The organism is Pseudomonas sp. AC016 (assembly GCF_979253365.1).
In genome coordinates this window covers 2,155,387-2,169,961 of sequence record NZ_CEEDCC010000001.1, presented here as the reverse complement: position 1 = coordinate 2,169,961, position 14,575 = coordinate 2,155,387, and the positions used below count along the sequence as shown (strand labels likewise).

Sequence of the window (14,575 nt, the reverse complement as noted above, 5' to 3'; positions counted from 1 at the left end):
AATGACCGATCAGGAGGCTCTCAGCCAGGCAGAAACAATTTGCCGAACGCTTAGAGAAGACGATGATGGCGTCAGACGAGAAGTGCTTGCTCACGCAGGTAGCCGCTGGTCGTTAGGTATTCTGCATGCCCTGGGGGTTTACGGCACGATGCGCCATGCCGAAATAAAAAGGCAGATGACTGGGGTGACTCAGCGGATGTTAACCAAGACACTACGCTCCATGGAGCGGGATGGGCTAGTGGTTCGGCGGGAGTTCGGTGAGATTCCGCCACGTGTCGAGTATGAGCTGACGCCGCTGGGTATGGGACTGTTGATCCGCATGTCACCTATCTGGACTTGGGTTGTCGAGAACGTTGAGGATTTCCGCAAGGCGCGGCGTATTTTCGACAGTCAGGATGACAAAAAACCCGCATGGCAAATACCTCCATCGACACCATTAGATTCAGACGCGTCGGACTGAATGTAGCTCATAGCGTGTTAGGAGCCCTGTGCCCATTGATGCGGTAGTAATTGGTCAATTGCACTGGCCCTCTGTGTCGGCAACCGCGTCAGTACATCCTTGAGATACGCGAACGGATCATGCCCATTCATGCGTGCCGATTGAATCAAGCTCATAATTGCCGCCGCTCGTTTACCGCTGCGCAGTGATCCGGCGAAGAGCCAATTCGAACGGCCAAGGGCCCAAGGCCGGATCGTATTTTCGACCCGATTGTTGTCGATGGGCACAGCACCATCATTGAGGTAGCGCGTCAGCGCTACCCAGCGTTTCAGGCTGTAATCCAGAGCCTTGGCTGTGGCCGAGCCCTCGGGCACAAGTTCGCGCTGAGCCAGCATCCACTCATGCAACTTCTCCGCGATAGGAATCGCCATTTCTTGACGTAATCGCCAGCGATCTTCATCGCTCATCTCTTTGGCCTTTCGTTCAACCTCGTATAGGCCGCCGATTGAGTGCAGCGCCTGTTCGGCCAGTTGGCTTTTGTTCGCCACATGCAGGTCGAAGAACTTGCGGCGAGCATGGGCCATGCAGCCGATTTCGGTGATGCCCCCTTCGAAGCCGGCCTTGTAGCCTGCGAAGCCATCGCAGACCAGCTTGCCGTTCCAAGTGCCCAGGAAGTTGCGCGCATGTTCGCCAGCACGGCTCGGGCTGAAGTCGTAGACTACCGCCTTCAGTGCCGAGAATGGTGTCGTGCAGTAGGCCCAGACATACGCTCGGTGCGTTTTCTTTTCACCCGGTGCCAGCATCTGCACGGGTGTTTCATCGGCATGGACGACTCGCTGGGCCAGCACTGCCTCGCGCAGTGCTTCCACGAGCGGTTGCAGTTGTACGCCGGTTTGACCCACCCACTGCGCCAGTGTCGAACGGGCGATGGGTAGCCCGGCGCGGCCGAAGATTTTCTCTTGGCGATACAGCGGCAGATGGTCGGCGAACTTGGCCACCATGATGTGGGCCAGCAGGCCTGCGGTCGGGACGCCTTTGTCGATGACGTGCGCCGGTACCGGCGCCTGGATTAGCGTTTCACACTGCTCGCAGGCCCACTTTCCACGGATGTGACGCTCGACGGTGAATACGCCGGGCGTGTAGTCGAGCTTTTCGCTGGCGTCTTCGCCGATGCGCTTGAGGGCGCAGCCGCACTGGCAGTGGCTGTTGTCCGGTTCGTGATGGATCAGTGTGCGAGGAAACTGCGGTGGCAGCGGTGCGCGCTTGGGTTGCTGGCGCACTTTGGCTTCGACAGGTGCCGGTTGCAGCGCCTCAAGTTCGGCTTCGATAGCGGCGATATCCGTATCGATCAAGTCGTCGAGCAGGCTGGCTTGATCCGGGCTCAACTGCTCGCTGCGCTTGGCAAACTTGAAGCGTTTGAGCAGCGCGATCTCGTGGGCCAGTTTCTCGTTGACCGACTTGTGATGAGTGATTTGCTTGTCCATTGTCTCGACGCGCTGGATCAACTGCGCCGCCAGGGCACGCAGTTGTTCAGGGTTTAATTGATCGAGATTTGGATGCAAAGTCATGCCGCCGATTTTGCCAGAGAGGGCTGATGGCGACGATAGACTGATGGGCCAATTGCGCTGGCAAGCACGCCATGGCAGATGTTAAAGCATCGAGATGATTCCGCCTGCACCGACGCGCTGCCAAGGTAAACCGAGCACCAGGGCCTGAAGTTGCTCGGCATCCAACTCAACTTCGGAGCCGTGTCGCACACCCGGCCAGAAGAAGCGTCCTTGATTCAAACGCCGGGCGGCAAGCCAAATCCCCACGCCGTCATGCACCAGCACTTTCATTCGATTGGCGCGGCGGTTGGCGAACAGATAGGCACAGTGCGGCTTCGCCGCACCGAACACCGCCACGACTCGTGCGAGCGCGGTTTCAGTGCCGGCGCGCATGTCCATGGGCTCGGTGGCGAGCCAGATGGAATCGACGCGGATCATCGCAGCAGGTCTCGTAGGAAAGCAGAACACGCCGCTGCATTTTCTGCTGGCCAACTCACCACGACTACACCTTTTGGATGCGGCACTTCGATTCGGATCGTGGCAGGAAGGGCCTGATGCATCGGCACCGGCGGCGAAGTCTTGACCGGGATGAAGGCAGTTTGCAGTGCCAGGTTTTTCTGCGCATGCACCCGAATCCATTTATGGACGAGGTTTGCATTGAGGTTGTGGGTCAAGGCGACATTGGCAATTGAAGTGTCAGGATGGGCGCACTCAGTAATGACCTGGGCCTTGAAGGACTTGGAATAGGAACGGCGTTCTTGTGGCATGGGCGTCCGCTTAAAAAGGCTAAAAATGGTGTCCACTTAAATTTAGGTGGACACCATCGCCTTAACCGATGGCATCAGGAAGATGTGTTGCTCGGACGGTTACCAATCTCGATGAGTTGCGCAAGCACAGCCTCTACTTCAGCAATTTCTATGCAACCGGGACTCGGACAGATCGAGGTCTTGAAGCTATCACGCTTTCCATACCGCCTACACCTGGTCGCTCGATCGTAAAGCGGATAGGTCGCGAGGGTGGCTTTGCGAGCCTCGGACAGCAGCTTTCTGCAGTGGGATATGACAGCGTATTTGTGTATGGCGGCCGCGGTTACTTCGACAACATGAATGCATTCTTTAGTGGCAACGGCTATCGAGTGGTCGATCAGAGCAGCGTTGCCGAGTCGGACATTCACTTCAAGAACGCCTGGGGTATGGCTGATGAGGACCTCTACACGCAGGCGATCAAGCTGGCAGATGCAGACTTTGCGGCGGGCAAGCCCTTTCTGCTTCAACTGATGACCACCTCAAACCATCGTCCTTACACGTACCCTGACAACCGAATTGACATCAAATCCGGTAAAGGCCGCGAGGGGGCCGTGAAGTATACGGATTATGCCATCGGGCAATTCCTGCTTGCTGCCAGGCAGAAGCCCTGGTTTGACGATACGATCTTTATTTTCGTCGCGGACCACACCGCTGGCAGTGCAGGCAAGGAGGACTTGCCCGTGGTGAACTATCAGATCCCGCTTTTCATCTATGCGCCCAAAGTCGTGCAGCCAAAGGATGATAATCAGTTGGCCAGTCAGATTGACTTGGCGCCGACCGTGCTGGGACTGCTTGATATGAGCTATGAATCGACTTTTTTTGGCCGGGATCTGCAACTTGCGCCTACGCTGCCACCCCGTGTGGTGCTGGGGTAATTACCAGCATCTGGGGCTCTTCGATGGACAGAGTCTTGCCATTCTCAGCCCGCGCAACGGGCTGAGGCGTCATGATGATGCGTTAGGCGTAAGTCTTGAAACAGCGGCGCAGGAAACCGATCCGTTGGTTGCTCGTGCCATTACCTATTATCAAGCTGCGAGCCACGGCTTCAAGCATCAGCTTTTAGGATGGTCGAACGCCTCTGCAAGTGCGAAGTAGCAACGCAGACACGTGCCCGGCCCGACTGGACAGTCGGGCTGTTCCCGTTTCAACCCGGACATAGACTTCAATTTGCGCCCTGAAGCGTATTGATCCGGGTTCGGGTGACGCATTCGTCGGGACTAGTCGGCTTTCACGTAGCTGTCGATCACTTCCTGCGCGGCGCGAAACGCTTCGATGGCAGCCGGTACGCCTGCATACACGGCGCAATGCAGCAGCGCTTCGCGAATTTCGTCAACCGTGCAGCCGTTATTCAGCGCGCCGCGTACATGGCCCTTCAGTTCCTGCGAGCATTTGAGCGCGGTCAGGGTCGCCAGGGTGATCAGGCTGCGGGTTTTCAACGGCAGGCCTTCACGGCTCCAGACGCTGCCCCACGCGTGCTCGTTGACGAAGTCCTGCAGCGGCTGGCTGAAGTCAGTAGCGTTGCCCAGCGCTCGGTCGACGTAGGCATCGCCCATCACCTGGCGACGAATCTGCTCGCCATCGCTGATAGTCTTGTCTGTCATGGCATTTCTCCTGTGGCGTTAGAGGCGGACGTCTGTGAATCAGTGCTGCCGTCGCCAGGCGCGGACGACGCCAAAGGCAACGATAACCCCGAGCAGCGGCACAACGAACCTGAGCATCATGCCTTCAAGCCGTTCGGCCAGCAGCATGCCGGTGCTGATCGAGACGATATGCAGGCCATAGGTCAGATACAGCGACAGCAGAAACAGCCCTTCGATACGATCTATCCGGTAACCGGAATAAAACAACGGCACGCATAGTACTGCGACGCCGAGCATGATCGGCAGGTCGAAAACCAGCGCATTGGGCGAGATGGTCAGTGGCACCGGCGCGACCAGCGCGGTCAGCCCCAGCACACCCAGCAGGTTGAACAGGTTGCTGCCAATCACGTTACCTACGGCAATGTCACGCTCGCCACGCATTGCTGCGATCAGCGAGGTCATCAGCGCGGGTAGCGAAGTGCCGATGGCGATGACGGTCAGGCCGATGATGCGCTCGGACAGCCCCAGGTTGATCGCGATCACGACTGACGCATCAACCAGCAGATGGCCGCCCGACGTCAACAGCAGCAAGCCACCTGCGAGCATGGCGATACGTGTCAGGGCGCGAGGCTTTTCTGTCGTGTCTGCATGGCCGTGGCGAGGTGCATGGCCGCCCTGGCGGACCACGATGAACAGGCAAAGCAGCAGAGCCGCCAGCAACAAAACACCGTCGAACTTGCTGAACTCACCGGTCAATGACAGGGCGATCACCAACAGGCAGGCGCCGATCATGAGGGGAATGTCGACCCGCAGTACCTGGCGCGCGACACGCAGCGGGGTCACCAGTGCGCACAGGCCCAGAATCACCAGCACGCTGAAGATATTGCCGCCGATCACGCTGCCCACGGCGATGTCGGTGTTGTCCGAGAACGCGGCCTGGAGGCTGACAGCCATTTGCGGTGCGCTGGTGCCCATCGCCACGACCGTCAGGCCGATGATCAGAGGTCTGATCTTGAACAGGGCTGCAAGGTGGACGGCCGATCGAACCGACAGCTCGGCGCCGATCAGCAGTAAAAGAAGGCCGACGACCATCTGGATCAGGGCAGGGGCGGGCAGTGTCGATAGCTGGAGAATTGCGGGCGTCCTTAGTCGAGGGCCTGAATGCGTACGGGGGCGGTGCCGCTGCGCAGCATACCCAGTTGTTCGGCTGCCTTGCGAGAGACATCGATCAGTCGGCCTCGGGTGTGAGGGCCGCGATCATTGATGCGCACGATGACGGATTCGTCATTGTTCAGATTGGTCACTTTGACGCGCGTGCCGAAGGGCAATCGCCGGTGAGCGGCGGTCAAGGCGTTCTGGTTGAAAGGTTCACCACTGGCGGTGCGGTTGCCGTGATGCTGCGAGCCGTAATACGAGGCGCGTCCGGTCTCATCGTAACCGTGGGGATCGATGATGCTGTTGCTGGAACAGCCGGCCAGTAACGTCAGCAGGCTGCAGGCAGAAAGAAGTCGGCGCATGGGTCGGGTCCTGAGTGCCTGTGGAAGTCATACGCTCATATCATTCCTTACGCTATGCGTGGGAATGCCTCTGGGGACGCTCCGCGTCCGGGCGCATGAGCCTGTTGTCGTACCAATGGGACGCAGAGCGTCCCGGGATACGTGCCAACGCGGAGCATTGGCACGGTCAATCTCTTTCAGGTATCAACCTTCCAGCTTGGCCTTGAGCAGTTCGTTTACCTGCTGCGGGTTGGCCTTGCCTTTGGACGCTTTCATCGCCTGGCCGACGAAGAAACCGAACATCTTGCCGCGTTTCGCTTCGTCTGCGGCGCGGTACTGTTCGACCTGTTCGGCGTTGGCCGCGAGCATCTCGTCGAGCATCGACTCGATGGCACCGCTGTCAGTCACCTGCTTCAGACCGCGCTTCTCGATGACTTCATCGGCACTGCCTTCGCCATTGGCCATCGCCTCGAACACCATCTTGGCAATCTTGCCGGAGATGGTGTTGTCGGTGATGCGCTTGAGCATGCCGCCCAGTTGTTCGGCGCTGACCGGCGACTGTTCGATCTCGACACCTTGCTTGTTCAGCAGGCTGCCCAGTTCGACCATGACCCAGTTGGCGGCCAGCTTGGCGTCGCCGCTGATGCTGACCACCTGCTCGAAATAGTCCGCCTGCTCGCGACTGGAGGCCAGCACGCTGGCGTCGTAGGTCGACAGACCGAGCTGGCTCTGGAAGCGTTCGCGTTTCTGCGGCGGCAATTCCGGCAGCGTGGCGCGGGTTTCTTCCAGGAACGAATCCTCGATGATCACCGGCAGCAGGTCAGGGTCGGGGAAGTAACGGTAGTCGTTGGCTTCTTCCTTGCTGCGCATGGCGCGGGTTTCGTTGGTGTTCGGGTCATACAGGCGAGTCTGCTGGATGACCTTGCCACCGTCTTCGATCAGGTCGATCTGGCGCTGGATCTCGCTGTTGATCGCCTTCTCGATGAAGCGGAACGAGTTGACGTTCTTGATCTCGCAGCGGGTACCGAACTCGACCTGGCCTTTCGGACGGACCGACACGTTGCAGTCGCAGCGCAGCGAACCTTCGGCCATGTTGCCATCGCAGATGCCCAGGTAACGAACCATCGCGTGGATCGCCTTGACGTAAGCCACGGCTTCCTTGGCGCTGCGCATGTCCGGCTCGGAAACGATTTCCAGCAGCGGCGTGCCTGCGCGGTTAAGGTCGATACCGGTCATGCCCTGGAAGTCTTCGTGCAGGCTTTTGCCCGCGTCTTCTTCAAGGTGCGCGCGCGTGATGCCGATACGCTTGACCGTGCCGTCTTCCAGCGTGATATCCAGGTGGCCCTTGCCGACAATCGGCAGTTCCATCTGGCTGATCTGGTAGCCCTTGGGCAGGTCAGGGTAGAAGTAGTTCTTGCGGGCGAACACGTTGTGCTGGCCGATTTCCGCATCCACTGCCAGGCCGAACTTGACGGCCATACGCACGGCTTCCTTGTTCAGGACCGGCAATACGCCCGGCATGCCCAGATCGACGAGGCTGGCCTGGGTATTAGGCTCGGAACCGAACGTCGTGGAGCTGCCGGAAAAAATCTTCGATTGGGTCGAAAGCTGGGTGTGAATCTCCAGCCCGATGACGACTTCCCATTGCATGTGTTTCTCCTCAGAAGCCTTCAGGTGCGCGAGTGTGCCAGTCGGTGACCTGCTGATACTGGTGCGCGACGTTGAGCAGACGGCCTTCCTGGAAATACGGAGCGAGCAGTTGCACGCCCACCGGCAGGCCTTCGACGAAGCCCGCAGGCATCGACAGGCCCGGCAGGCCCGCGAGGTTGGCGGTGATGGTGTAGAAGTCTTCCAGGTATTCGGCGATCGGATCGTTGGTCTTGGCGCCGATTTTCCAGGCCGGGTTCGGCGTGGTCGGGCCGAGGATCACGTCGACTTCGGCGAAGGCGTTCATGAAATCGTTCTTGATCAGGCGACGGATCTTCTGGGCCTGCAGGTAGTAGGCGTCGTAATAGCCCGCCGACAGGGCATAGGCACCGACCATGATGCGACGTTGCACTTCCGGGCCGAAACCTTCAGCGCGCGAGCGCTTGTACAGGTCGGTCAGGTCTTTAGGGTTTTCGCAGCGATAGCCGAAACGCACGCCGTCGAAGCGCGACAGGTTGGACGATGCCTCTGCCGGTGCGATGACGTAATAGGCCGGGATACCGTGCTGCAGGTTAGGCAGACTGATTTCCTTGACGATGGCGCCGAGCTTTTCCAGCTCCTTGACGCTTTCGTGGACCAGCTGCGCAATCCGCGGGTCCAGACCTGCGCTGAAATACTCTTTGGGCAAACCGATACGCAGGCCCTTGAGTGAGGTATTGAGGGTTGCCGAGTAATCCGGGACAGGCTCGTCGATGCTGGTGGAATCCTGCGGATCGAAGCCGGCCATGCCTTGCAGCAGCAGCGCGCAGTCTTCTGCTGTGCGGGCCATGGGGCCCGCCTGATCGAGGCTGGACGCGTAGGCGATCATGCCCCATCGCGACACGCGGCCATAAGTCGGCTTCAGACCGGTCAGGTTGGTCAGTGCGGCAGGCTGGCGAATCGAGCCGCCAGTGTCGGTGCCGGTCGCGGCAGGCAGCAGGCGCGCAGCAACGGCCGCAGCGGAACCACCGGACGAGCCGCCTGGGACGCATTCAAGGTTCCAGGGGTTCTTTACCGCGCCGTAGTGGCTCGACTCGTTGGCAGAACCCATGGCGAATTCGTCCATGTTGGTCTTGCCCAGCGTCACCGTACCGGCCGAGGCCAGTCGGGATACCACGGTGGCGTCGTACGGAGCCTTGAAATTGTCGAGCATCAGCGAGCCGCAGCTGGTGCGGATGCCCTGGGTGCAGAACAGGTCCTTGTGCGCCAGCGGGGCGCCGAGCAGGGCGCCATTTTCACCGGCGGCACGGCGTGCGTCCGCGGCCTGGGCCTGAGTGATGGCCAGGTCTTCGGTCAGGCTGATGAAACTGTTGAGCTGAGGGTCGAGCTGCGCGATGCGCGACAGCAGGACACGGGTCAGTTCTTCAGAGGAAAACTTCTTTTCGGCGAGTCCGCGGGCGATCTCGGCCAGAGTCATTTGATGCATGCAGGCTCTTTCCCTTACTCGATGACTTTCGGAACCAGATAAAGCCCGTCCTGGACGGCTGGTGCGATGGCTTGGTAAGTGTCGCGACGATTTCGTTCGGTAACGGCGTCATCGCGCAGGCGCTGAGAGGCTTCCAGCGGGTGGGCCAGGGGTTCGATGCCGGTGGTATCAACCGCCTGCATCTGATCGACCAGCCCGAGAATACTGTTGAGGGCTTCGGTGGTACGTGGGATATCGGCGTCATTGAGGCCCAGTCGGGCCAGATGAGCGATCTTTTCCACGTCGGAGCGTTCAAGCGCCATGGGGGATCTCCAGTGGAATACGAGCGAATTTGCTTTGTGACCAGTTGCGGAACACTATCGTGTTTCTGCGGTCTCAAGCCGCTAACGTCGAGGGTCTTGTTTATAAAAGCGCCAATTTAACATATTGGCTCCTTGCCCAAAATCCCTGTCGTTGTTAGAGTTTGCCGCACTTTTTTACCCACGCGTTCCCTAGGGTCCCTTTCCCATGTTCAAGAAACTGCGTGGCATGTTTTCCAGTGATCTATCCATCGACCTGGGCACTGCCAACACCCTTATTTACGTGCGTGAGCGCGGTATCGTTCTGAATGAGCCCTCTGTCGTTGCCATCCGTACTCACGGCAACCAGAAGAGTGTCGTGGCCGTCGGTACGGAAGCCAAGCGCATGCTGGGCCGTACTCCAGGCAACATTGCAGCCATCCGCCCCATGAAGGACGGCGTCATCGCCGACTTCAGCGTCTGCGAGAAGATGCTTCAGTACTTCATCAACAAGGTCCATGAAAACAGCTTTCTGCAGCCCAGCCCTCGTGTGCTGATCTGCGTTCCGTGCAAATCCACCCAGGTTGAGCGCCGCGCCATTCGCGAGTCGGCCCTGGGTGCAGGCGCACGTGAAGTATTCCTGATCGAAGAGCCTATGGCAGCTGCCATCGGTGCCGGTCTGCCGGTTGAAGAAGCACGCGGTTCGATGGTTGTCGACATCGGCGGCGGCACCACTGAAATCGCCCTGATCTCCCTGAATGGCGTGGTCTATGCCGAATCCGTACGTGTGGGCGGCGACCGTTTCGACGAAGCGATCATCACCTATGTACGTCGCAACTACGGCAGCCTGATCGGCGAATCCACTGCCGAGCGCATCAAGCAGGAAATCGGTACTGCCTACCCGGGTGGTGAAGTGCGTGAAGTCGACGTGCGTGGCCGTAACCTGGCTGAAGGCGTTCCGCGTGCCTTCACGCTGAACTCCAACGAAGTGCTTGAAGCACTGCAGGAGTCGCTGGCGACTATCGTTCAGGCCGTGAAAAGCGCCCTGGAACAATCGCCGCCGGAACTGGCTTCGGATATCGCCGAGCGTGGTCTGGTGCTGACCGGTGGTGGCGCGTTGCTGCGCGATCTGGACAAGCTGCTGGCTCAGGAAACCGGTCTGCCGGTGATCGTTGCCGAAGACCCGTTGACCTGTGTGGCGCGTGGCGGTGGCCGTGCGCTGGAAATGATGGATAAGCACACCATGGATCTGCTCTCCAGCGAGTAATTCGCCGGGGTGCCGCTCATTGGCTTTTTGTATACGGGTAGCACTTGTGCTACCTGTATGCGTCAGGCTGAGTAACATGGTGCCTATTTCTTTCATCTGTCCAGGCCGGTTCCATACCGCATGAATAACAGCCAATTGAAGCTAGATCCGTCGATTGCATGCCCGGGAGGAGCGGCCTATTAAACCGCTTTTCGCAAAAGGCCCGTCGCTGGGCGTACGTCTGTTGGTGCTGGCTGTGTTGTCTGTGGCGTTGATGGTGGTTGACGCTCGCTTCACGGTCCTCAAGCCCGTGCGCAGTCAGATGTCGCTGGTGTTGATGCAGTCCTACTGGATCGTCGATCTGCCACAGCGTCTCTATCAGGGTGTCGCCAGCCAGTTTGGCAGCCGCACCGAACTGATCGCCGAAAACGAAAAACTCAAGACCGAAGCCCTGCTCCTGCAAGGTCGCCTGCAAAAGCTGGCGGCATTGACCGAGCAGAACGTGCGTCTGCGCGAGTTGCTGAATTCTTCTGCGCTGGTGAACGAGAAGGTCGAGGTCGCCGAGCTGATCGGCATGGACCCGAATCCGTTCACCCATCGCATCATCATCAACAAGGGTGAGCGTGATGGCGTCGTGCTGGGTCAGCCAGTGCTCGATGCACGGGGCCTGATGGGGCAGGTGGTCGAGCTGATGCCTTACACCTCGCGTGTCCTGCTGCTCACCGACACCACCCACAGCATCCCTGTTCAGGTCAACCGCAACGGGCTGCGCGCCATTGCCAGTGGCACCGGCAACCCGGAGCGTCTTGAGTTGCGGCATGTCGCCGACACCGCAGACATCAAGGAAGGCGACCTGCTGGTCAGCTCCGGTCTTGGGCAGCGTTTCCCGGCGGGTTATCCGGTGGCAACGGTCAAGGAAGTCATTCATGACTCCGGCCAGCCGTTCGCGATCGTGCGTGCCGTGCCGACCGCTGCGCTGAATCGCAGCCGCAACCTGTTACTGGTGTTCTCCGACAGCCGTACGCCGGAAGAGCGTGCCGCCGATGCCGCACAGGCGCAGGAATCGTTCGACAAGGGCCTCGAGCCTGCCGCGATCCCGACCCTGCCGCCGCCGACCCCAGCGTTTCCGATGTGGCCGCAACCCGTTGCGCCGGTATTCCCGGGCAGCACGACTGTGCACAAACCGGCCGCTCAAAGCACTGCACCGGCGCCTGCCACCACACCGGTAACGCCCGCTGCGCGGCCTGCTTCGCGTCCTGCCGCCTCGCAGCCCCCGGCTTCTTCACCCTCCAGCACTCGGGAGCGTATCGATGGTTAGTCATGTTTCCGGACGCAACGGCTGGGTCGTCTGGCTGACCTTTGCCATCGGCTTGCTGTTGAGTATTTCGCCACTGCCGCAGTTCATGGAAATCTTCCGTCCACTCTGGCTCGCCTTGCTGCTGACGTTCTGGGTACTGGCGCTGCCTCATAAATACGGCATGGCCACGGCGTGGATTCTGGGCCTTATGGAAGACGTGCTGTATGGCACGCTGCTGGGCCAGAACGCGCTGATCCTGACCCTGATTACGTTTCTCGTCATGTCCTTGCAGCAGCGTTTGCGCATGTTCCCCATGTGGCAGCAATGCCTGGTGTTGCTGGTGGTATTCGGTCTGGCACAGCTCGCACAGCTGTGGCTGAGCGCCCTGACCGGCAACCGTCAGCCCACGCTGGCGCTGGTTCTGCCCGCGCTGGTCAGTGCCCTGTTGTGGCCTTGGGTCAGCTACGGCCTGCGTGGATTGCGCATACGTTTGAAAATCAATTAAGCGCAACGTGAGCGCGGCGCCTGAAGCGTACGCGTTCACCGTCACCGACACGGAGATGTCCTTATGCCCTCGCTCTATCTGGCTTCTGGCTCGCCGCGCCGCCGCGAACTGCTGACACAGATCGGTGTTCCCTTCACGGTGCTGAGTGCGCAGATCGATGAAACCCCCTTCGATTCCGAATCTCCTGCCGCCTACGTCGAACGCCTCGCGCTGGGCAAGGCGCAGGCCGGCCTTGCGCTGCTCTCGCCCGGTCAGTCGGTGTGCGTGATGGGCGCCGATACCGCTGTGGTGCAAGGCGGCCGGATTCTTGGCAAGCCGGTGGACGAAGCCGATGCGCTGGGCATGCTGGCAGCGCTTTCGGGCACCGAACATGAAGTACTGACCGCCATCGCGCTGGTCGATCATCAGCGCAGCGAAGCCCGTGTGGTCACCAGTCGCGTGCGTTTTCGCCCCATTCAGCCACACGAAGCCCAGGCCTACTGGGCCAGCGGCGAGCCACAGGACAAGGCTGGCGGCTACGCCATTCAGGGCCTGGCGGCCATCTTCGTTGCCAATCTGCAAGGCAGCTATTCTGGAGTGGTTGGTCTGCCTCTGTGCGAAACCGCAGAATTGCTCGCTGGTTTCGGCATACCCTGTTGGCAATACCTGGAAGGTAACAAGCCATGAGTGAAGAGATTCTGATCAACATCACCCCGATGGAATCACGGGTGGCGGTAGTGGAGAACGGTGTGCTGCAGGAGGTCCACGTCGAGCGGACCCAGCGCCGTGGCATTGTGGGCAATATCTACAAGGGCAAGGTCGTGCGGGTATTGCCCGGCATGCAGGCCGCGTTCATTGATATCGGCCTGGACCGTGCCGCGTTCATTCATGCCTCGGAAATTTCCATGCGTGAAGGGCCTGCCGTCGAAAGCATCGCTTCGTTGGTGCACGACGGTCAGAGTCTGGTGGTGCAAGTCACCAAAGACCCCATCGGCAGCAAAGGCGCGCGGCTGACCACGCAGTTGTCGATCCCGTCCCGCTATCTGGTCTACATGCCGCGTACGGCGCATGTGGGCATTTCCCTGAAGATCGAAGACGAGGCCGAGCGCGAGCGTCTGAAGAAGGTCGTCAGTGATTGCGTGGCGCTGGAAGGCATCAAGGAAGCGGGCGGTTTCATTTTGCGTACGGCTGCCGAAGGCGCCGGCGCTGACGAAATCCTGATGGACATTCGCTACCTGCGCAGGCTGTGGGATCAGATCGGCGAGCAGATCAAGACGGTCAGTCCGCCCACGGTCATCTACGAAGACCTGGGGCTGGCTCTGCGTACCTTGCGCGATCTGGTCAGCCCGCGCATCGAGAAGATCCGCATCGACTCGCGGGAAACCTTCCAGAAGACCACGCAATTCGTGGCCGAGCTGATGCCGGAAATCGCCGACCGACTCGAGCACTATCCGGGCGAGCGCCCGATCTTCGACCTCTATGGCGTCGAGGACGAAATCCAGAAAGCGCTGGAGCGCAAGGTGCCGCTCAAGTCGGGCGGTTATCTGGTGGTCGATCCTGCCGAGGCGATGAGCACCATTGACGTCAACACCGGCGCGTTCGTCGGCCATCGCAATCTGGAAGAAACCATTTTCAAGACCAACCTCGAGGCGGCGACAGCCATCGCCAGGCAGCTGCGCCTGCGTAATCTGGGCGGCATCATCATCATCGATTTCATCGACATGGAAGACGCCGAACATCAGCGCCAAGTGCTGCGGACGCTGGAAAAACAGCTGGAGCGCGACCACGCCAAGACCAACATCATCGGCATCACCGAGCTGGGGCTGGTGCAGATGACGCGCAAGCGTACCCGCGAAAGCCTGGAGCAAGTGCTGTGCGAGCCTTGCCACTGTTGTCAGGGGCGCGGCAAGCTGAAGACGCCTGAAACCGTGTGCTACGAGATATTCCGTGAGATTCTGCGCGAGGCCCGCGCCTATCAGGCGGTGGGCTATCGAGTGCTGGCGAACCAGCGCGTGGTTGACCGTCTGCTTGATGAAGAATCCGGCAATGTGGCCGAACTTGAGAGTTTTATCGGTCGCACGATCCGTTTTCAGGTAGAAACCATGTACTCACAGGAACAATACGACGTCGTGCTGCTCTGAGATTGTCACCGTTCAACTGTTTGCAACAAGCGCCCGGCGGGGTTCTGGCAGGCCTACCCTTATATCGAGAATGATGCGTGGCGAATGAGCAAAACCTGTACCTGATCCTTCCAGGCTGTTTGAGTCGGGTTTGTGTCGTGCATCGTCGC

The 14,575-nt window shown here is 59.7% G+C and carries 15 protein-coding genes and 1 pseudogene; 7 read left to right on the top strand and 9 right to left on the bottom strand.

The genetic code is table 11. The annotated features are described in order from the left end of the window. Position 1: 1 nt before the first annotated feature. Positions 2-460, top strand: coding sequence for a winged helix-turn-helix transcriptional regulator (locus AC0IXS_RS09645; RefSeq protein WP_003429427.1), 459 nt, complete (start codon positions 2-4; stop codon positions 458-460). A 17-nt stretch (positions 461-477) separates the two neighbouring features. On the opposite strand, the gene tnpC is transcribed toward AC0IXS_RS09645, so the two are convergent. From tnpC to tnpA, 3 genes are all read right to left on the bottom strand, one after another. After that, positions 478-2,007: an IS66 family transposase gene (gene tnpC, locus AC0IXS_RS09640; RefSeq protein WP_042944682.1), complete on the bottom strand. Its 1,530-nt coding sequence runs from the start codon at positions 2,005-2,007 to the stop codon at positions 478-480. Positions 2,008-2,088: 81 nt separating this feature from the next. Then, entirely contained in the window at positions 2,089-2,424 is a 336-nt protein-coding gene (gene tnpB / locus AC0IXS_RS09635; protein ID WP_003177794.1) for an IS66 family insertion sequence element accessory protein TnpB, read from the bottom strand. Next, positions 2,421-2,753: an IS66-like element accessory protein TnpA gene (gene tnpA / locus AC0IXS_RS09630; protein ID WP_003173944.1), complete on the bottom strand. Its 333-nt coding sequence runs from the start codon at positions 2,751-2,753 to the stop codon at positions 2,421-2,423. Before tnpA ends, tnpB begins: the two co-directional genes overlap by 4 nt. A 104-nt stretch (positions 2,754-2,857) precedes the next feature. Here tnpA and AC0IXS_RS09625 point away from each other — a divergent pair. After that, positions 2,858-3,887, top strand: a pseudogene (locus AC0IXS_RS09625) (LTA synthase family protein); the annotation flags it as partial. A 122-nt stretch (positions 3,888-4,009) separates the two neighbouring features. On the opposite strand, the gene AC0IXS_RS09620 reads toward AC0IXS_RS09625, so the two are convergent. The 6 genes from AC0IXS_RS09620 to gatC all read right to left on the bottom strand — a co-directional run bounded on the left by AC0IXS_RS09620 (position 4,010) and on the right by gatC (position 9,282). Next, complete coding sequence (locus tag AC0IXS_RS09620; RefSeq protein WP_088234594.1) at positions 4,010-4,393, bottom strand: carboxymuconolactone decarboxylase family protein; 384 nt, start codon at positions 4,391-4,393, stop codon at positions 4,010-4,012. Between the two features lie 39 nt (positions 4,394-4,432). After that, positions 4,433-5,464 carry a calcium/sodium antiporter gene (locus AC0IXS_RS09615; protein WP_122407772.1) on the bottom strand — a complete coding sequence of 344 codons (1,032 nt, stop codon included), beginning with the start codon at positions 5,462-5,464 and terminating at the stop codon, positions 4,433-4,435. A 53-nt stretch (positions 5,465-5,517) separates the two neighbouring features. Next, positions 5,518-5,889, bottom strand: a complete 372-nt coding sequence (locus tag AC0IXS_RS09610; RefSeq protein WP_057410118.1) for a septal ring lytic transglycosylase RlpA family protein — start codon at positions 5,887-5,889, stop codon at positions 5,518-5,520. 183 nt (positions 5,890-6,072) lie between these two features. Continuing rightward, positions 6,073-7,518 (bottom strand): Asp-tRNA(Asn)/Glu-tRNA(Gln) amidotransferase subunit GatB, encoded by a 1,446-nt coding sequence (gene gatB, locus AC0IXS_RS09605; RefSeq protein WP_471824464.1) that lies wholly within the window; start codon positions 7,516-7,518, stop codon positions 6,073-6,075. Positions 7,519-7,528: 10 nt separating this feature from the next. After that, positions 7,529-8,980 (bottom strand): Asp-tRNA(Asn)/Glu-tRNA(Gln) amidotransferase subunit GatA, encoded by a 1,452-nt coding sequence (gene gatA / locus AC0IXS_RS09600; RefSeq protein WP_004881570.1) that lies wholly within the window; start codon positions 8,978-8,980, stop codon positions 7,529-7,531. Between the two features lie 14 nt (positions 8,981-8,994). Then, positions 8,995-9,282 (bottom strand): Asp-tRNA(Asn)/Glu-tRNA(Gln) amidotransferase subunit GatC, encoded by a 288-nt coding sequence (gatC, locus tag AC0IXS_RS09595; protein ID WP_004881569.1) that lies wholly within the window; start codon positions 9,280-9,282, stop codon positions 8,995-8,997. Positions 9,283-9,487: 205 nt separating this feature from the next. Here gatC and mreB point away from each other — a divergent pair, with 205 nt between their 5' ends. The 5 genes from mreB to rng all read left to right on the top strand — a co-directional run bounded on the left by mreB (position 9,488) and on the right by rng (position 14,426). After that, entirely contained in the window at positions 9,488-10,525 is a 1,038-nt protein-coding gene (mreB, locus tag AC0IXS_RS09590; protein WP_002555108.1) for a rod shape-determining protein MreB, read from the top strand. Positions 10,526-10,751: 226 nt separating this feature from the next. Further along, the gene (gene mreC / locus AC0IXS_RS09585) at positions 10,752-11,822 is read left to right on the top strand and encodes a rod shape-determining protein MreC (protein WP_414709194.1); all 1,071 of its coding nucleotides are present in this window, start codon (positions 10,752-10,754) and stop codon (positions 11,820-11,822) included. After that, the gene (gene mreD / locus AC0IXS_RS09580) at positions 11,815-12,306 is read left to right on the top strand and encodes a rod shape-determining protein MreD (RefSeq protein WP_004881567.1); all 492 of its coding nucleotides are present in this window, start codon (positions 11,815-11,817) and stop codon (positions 12,304-12,306) included. Before mreC ends, mreD begins: the two co-directional genes overlap by 8 nt. A 63-nt stretch (positions 12,307-12,369) precedes the next feature. Further along, positions 12,370-12,972, top strand: a complete 603-nt coding sequence (locus AC0IXS_RS09575) for a Maf family protein (protein WP_471824461.1) — start codon at positions 12,370-12,372, stop codon at positions 12,970-12,972. After that, the gene (gene rng, locus AC0IXS_RS09570; protein WP_004881565.1) at positions 12,969-14,426 is read left to right on the top strand and encodes a ribonuclease G; all 1,458 of its coding nucleotides are present in this window, start codon (positions 12,969-12,971) and stop codon (positions 14,424-14,426) included. The genes AC0IXS_RS09575 and rng overlap by 4 nt, the downstream gene beginning before the upstream one ends. Positions 14,427-14,575 lie beyond the last annotated feature (149 nt).

Coding starts and splice junctions, on each gene's coding strand:
- AC0IXS_RS09645 (WP_003429427.1), top strand. CDS start 2: ATGACCGATCAGGAGGCTCTCAGCCAGGCAGAAACAATTTGCCGAACG.
- tnpC (WP_042944682.1), bottom strand. CDS start 2,007: ATGACTTTGCATCCAAATCTCGATCAATTAAACCCTGAACAACTGCGT.
- tnpB (WP_003177794.1), bottom strand. CDS start 2,424: ATGATCCGCGTCGATTCCATCTGGCTCGCCACCGAGCCCATGGACATG.
- tnpA (WP_003173944.1), bottom strand. CDS start 2,753: ATGCCACAAGAACGCCGTTCCTATTCCAAGTCCTTCAAGGCCCAGGTC.
- AC0IXS_RS09620 (WP_088234594.1), bottom strand. CDS start 4,393: ATGACAGACAAGACTATCAGCGATGGCGAGCAGATTCGTCGCCAGGTG.
- AC0IXS_RS09615 (WP_122407772.1), bottom strand. CDS start 5,464: ATGGTCGTCGGCCTTCTTTTACTGCTGATCGGCGCCGAGCTGTCGGTT.
- AC0IXS_RS09610 (WP_057410118.1), bottom strand. CDS start 5,889: ATGCGCCGACTTCTTTCTGCCTGCAGCCTGCTGACGTTACTGGCCGGC.
- gatB (WP_471824464.1), bottom strand. CDS start 7,518: ATGCAATGGGAAGTCGTCATCGGGCTGGAGATTCACACCCAGCTTTCG.
- gatA (WP_004881570.1), bottom strand. CDS start 8,980: ATGCATCAAATGACTCTGGCCGAGATCGCCCGCGGACTCGCCGAAAAG.
- gatC (WP_004881569.1), bottom strand. CDS start 9,282: ATGGCGCTTGAACGCTCCGACGTGGAAAAGATCGCTCATCTGGCCCGA.
- mreB (WP_002555108.1), top strand. CDS start 9,488: ATGTTCAAGAAACTGCGTGGCATGTTTTCCAGTGATCTATCCATCGAC.
- mreD (WP_004881567.1), top strand. CDS start 11,815: ATGGTTAGTCATGTTTCCGGACGCAACGGCTGGGTCGTCTGGCTGACC.
- AC0IXS_RS09575 (WP_471824461.1), top strand. CDS start 12,370: ATGCCCTCGCTCTATCTGGCTTCTGGCTCGCCGCGCCGCCGCGAACTG.
- rng (WP_004881565.1), top strand. CDS start 12,969: ATGAGTGAAGAGATTCTGATCAACATCACCCCGATGGAATCACGGGTG.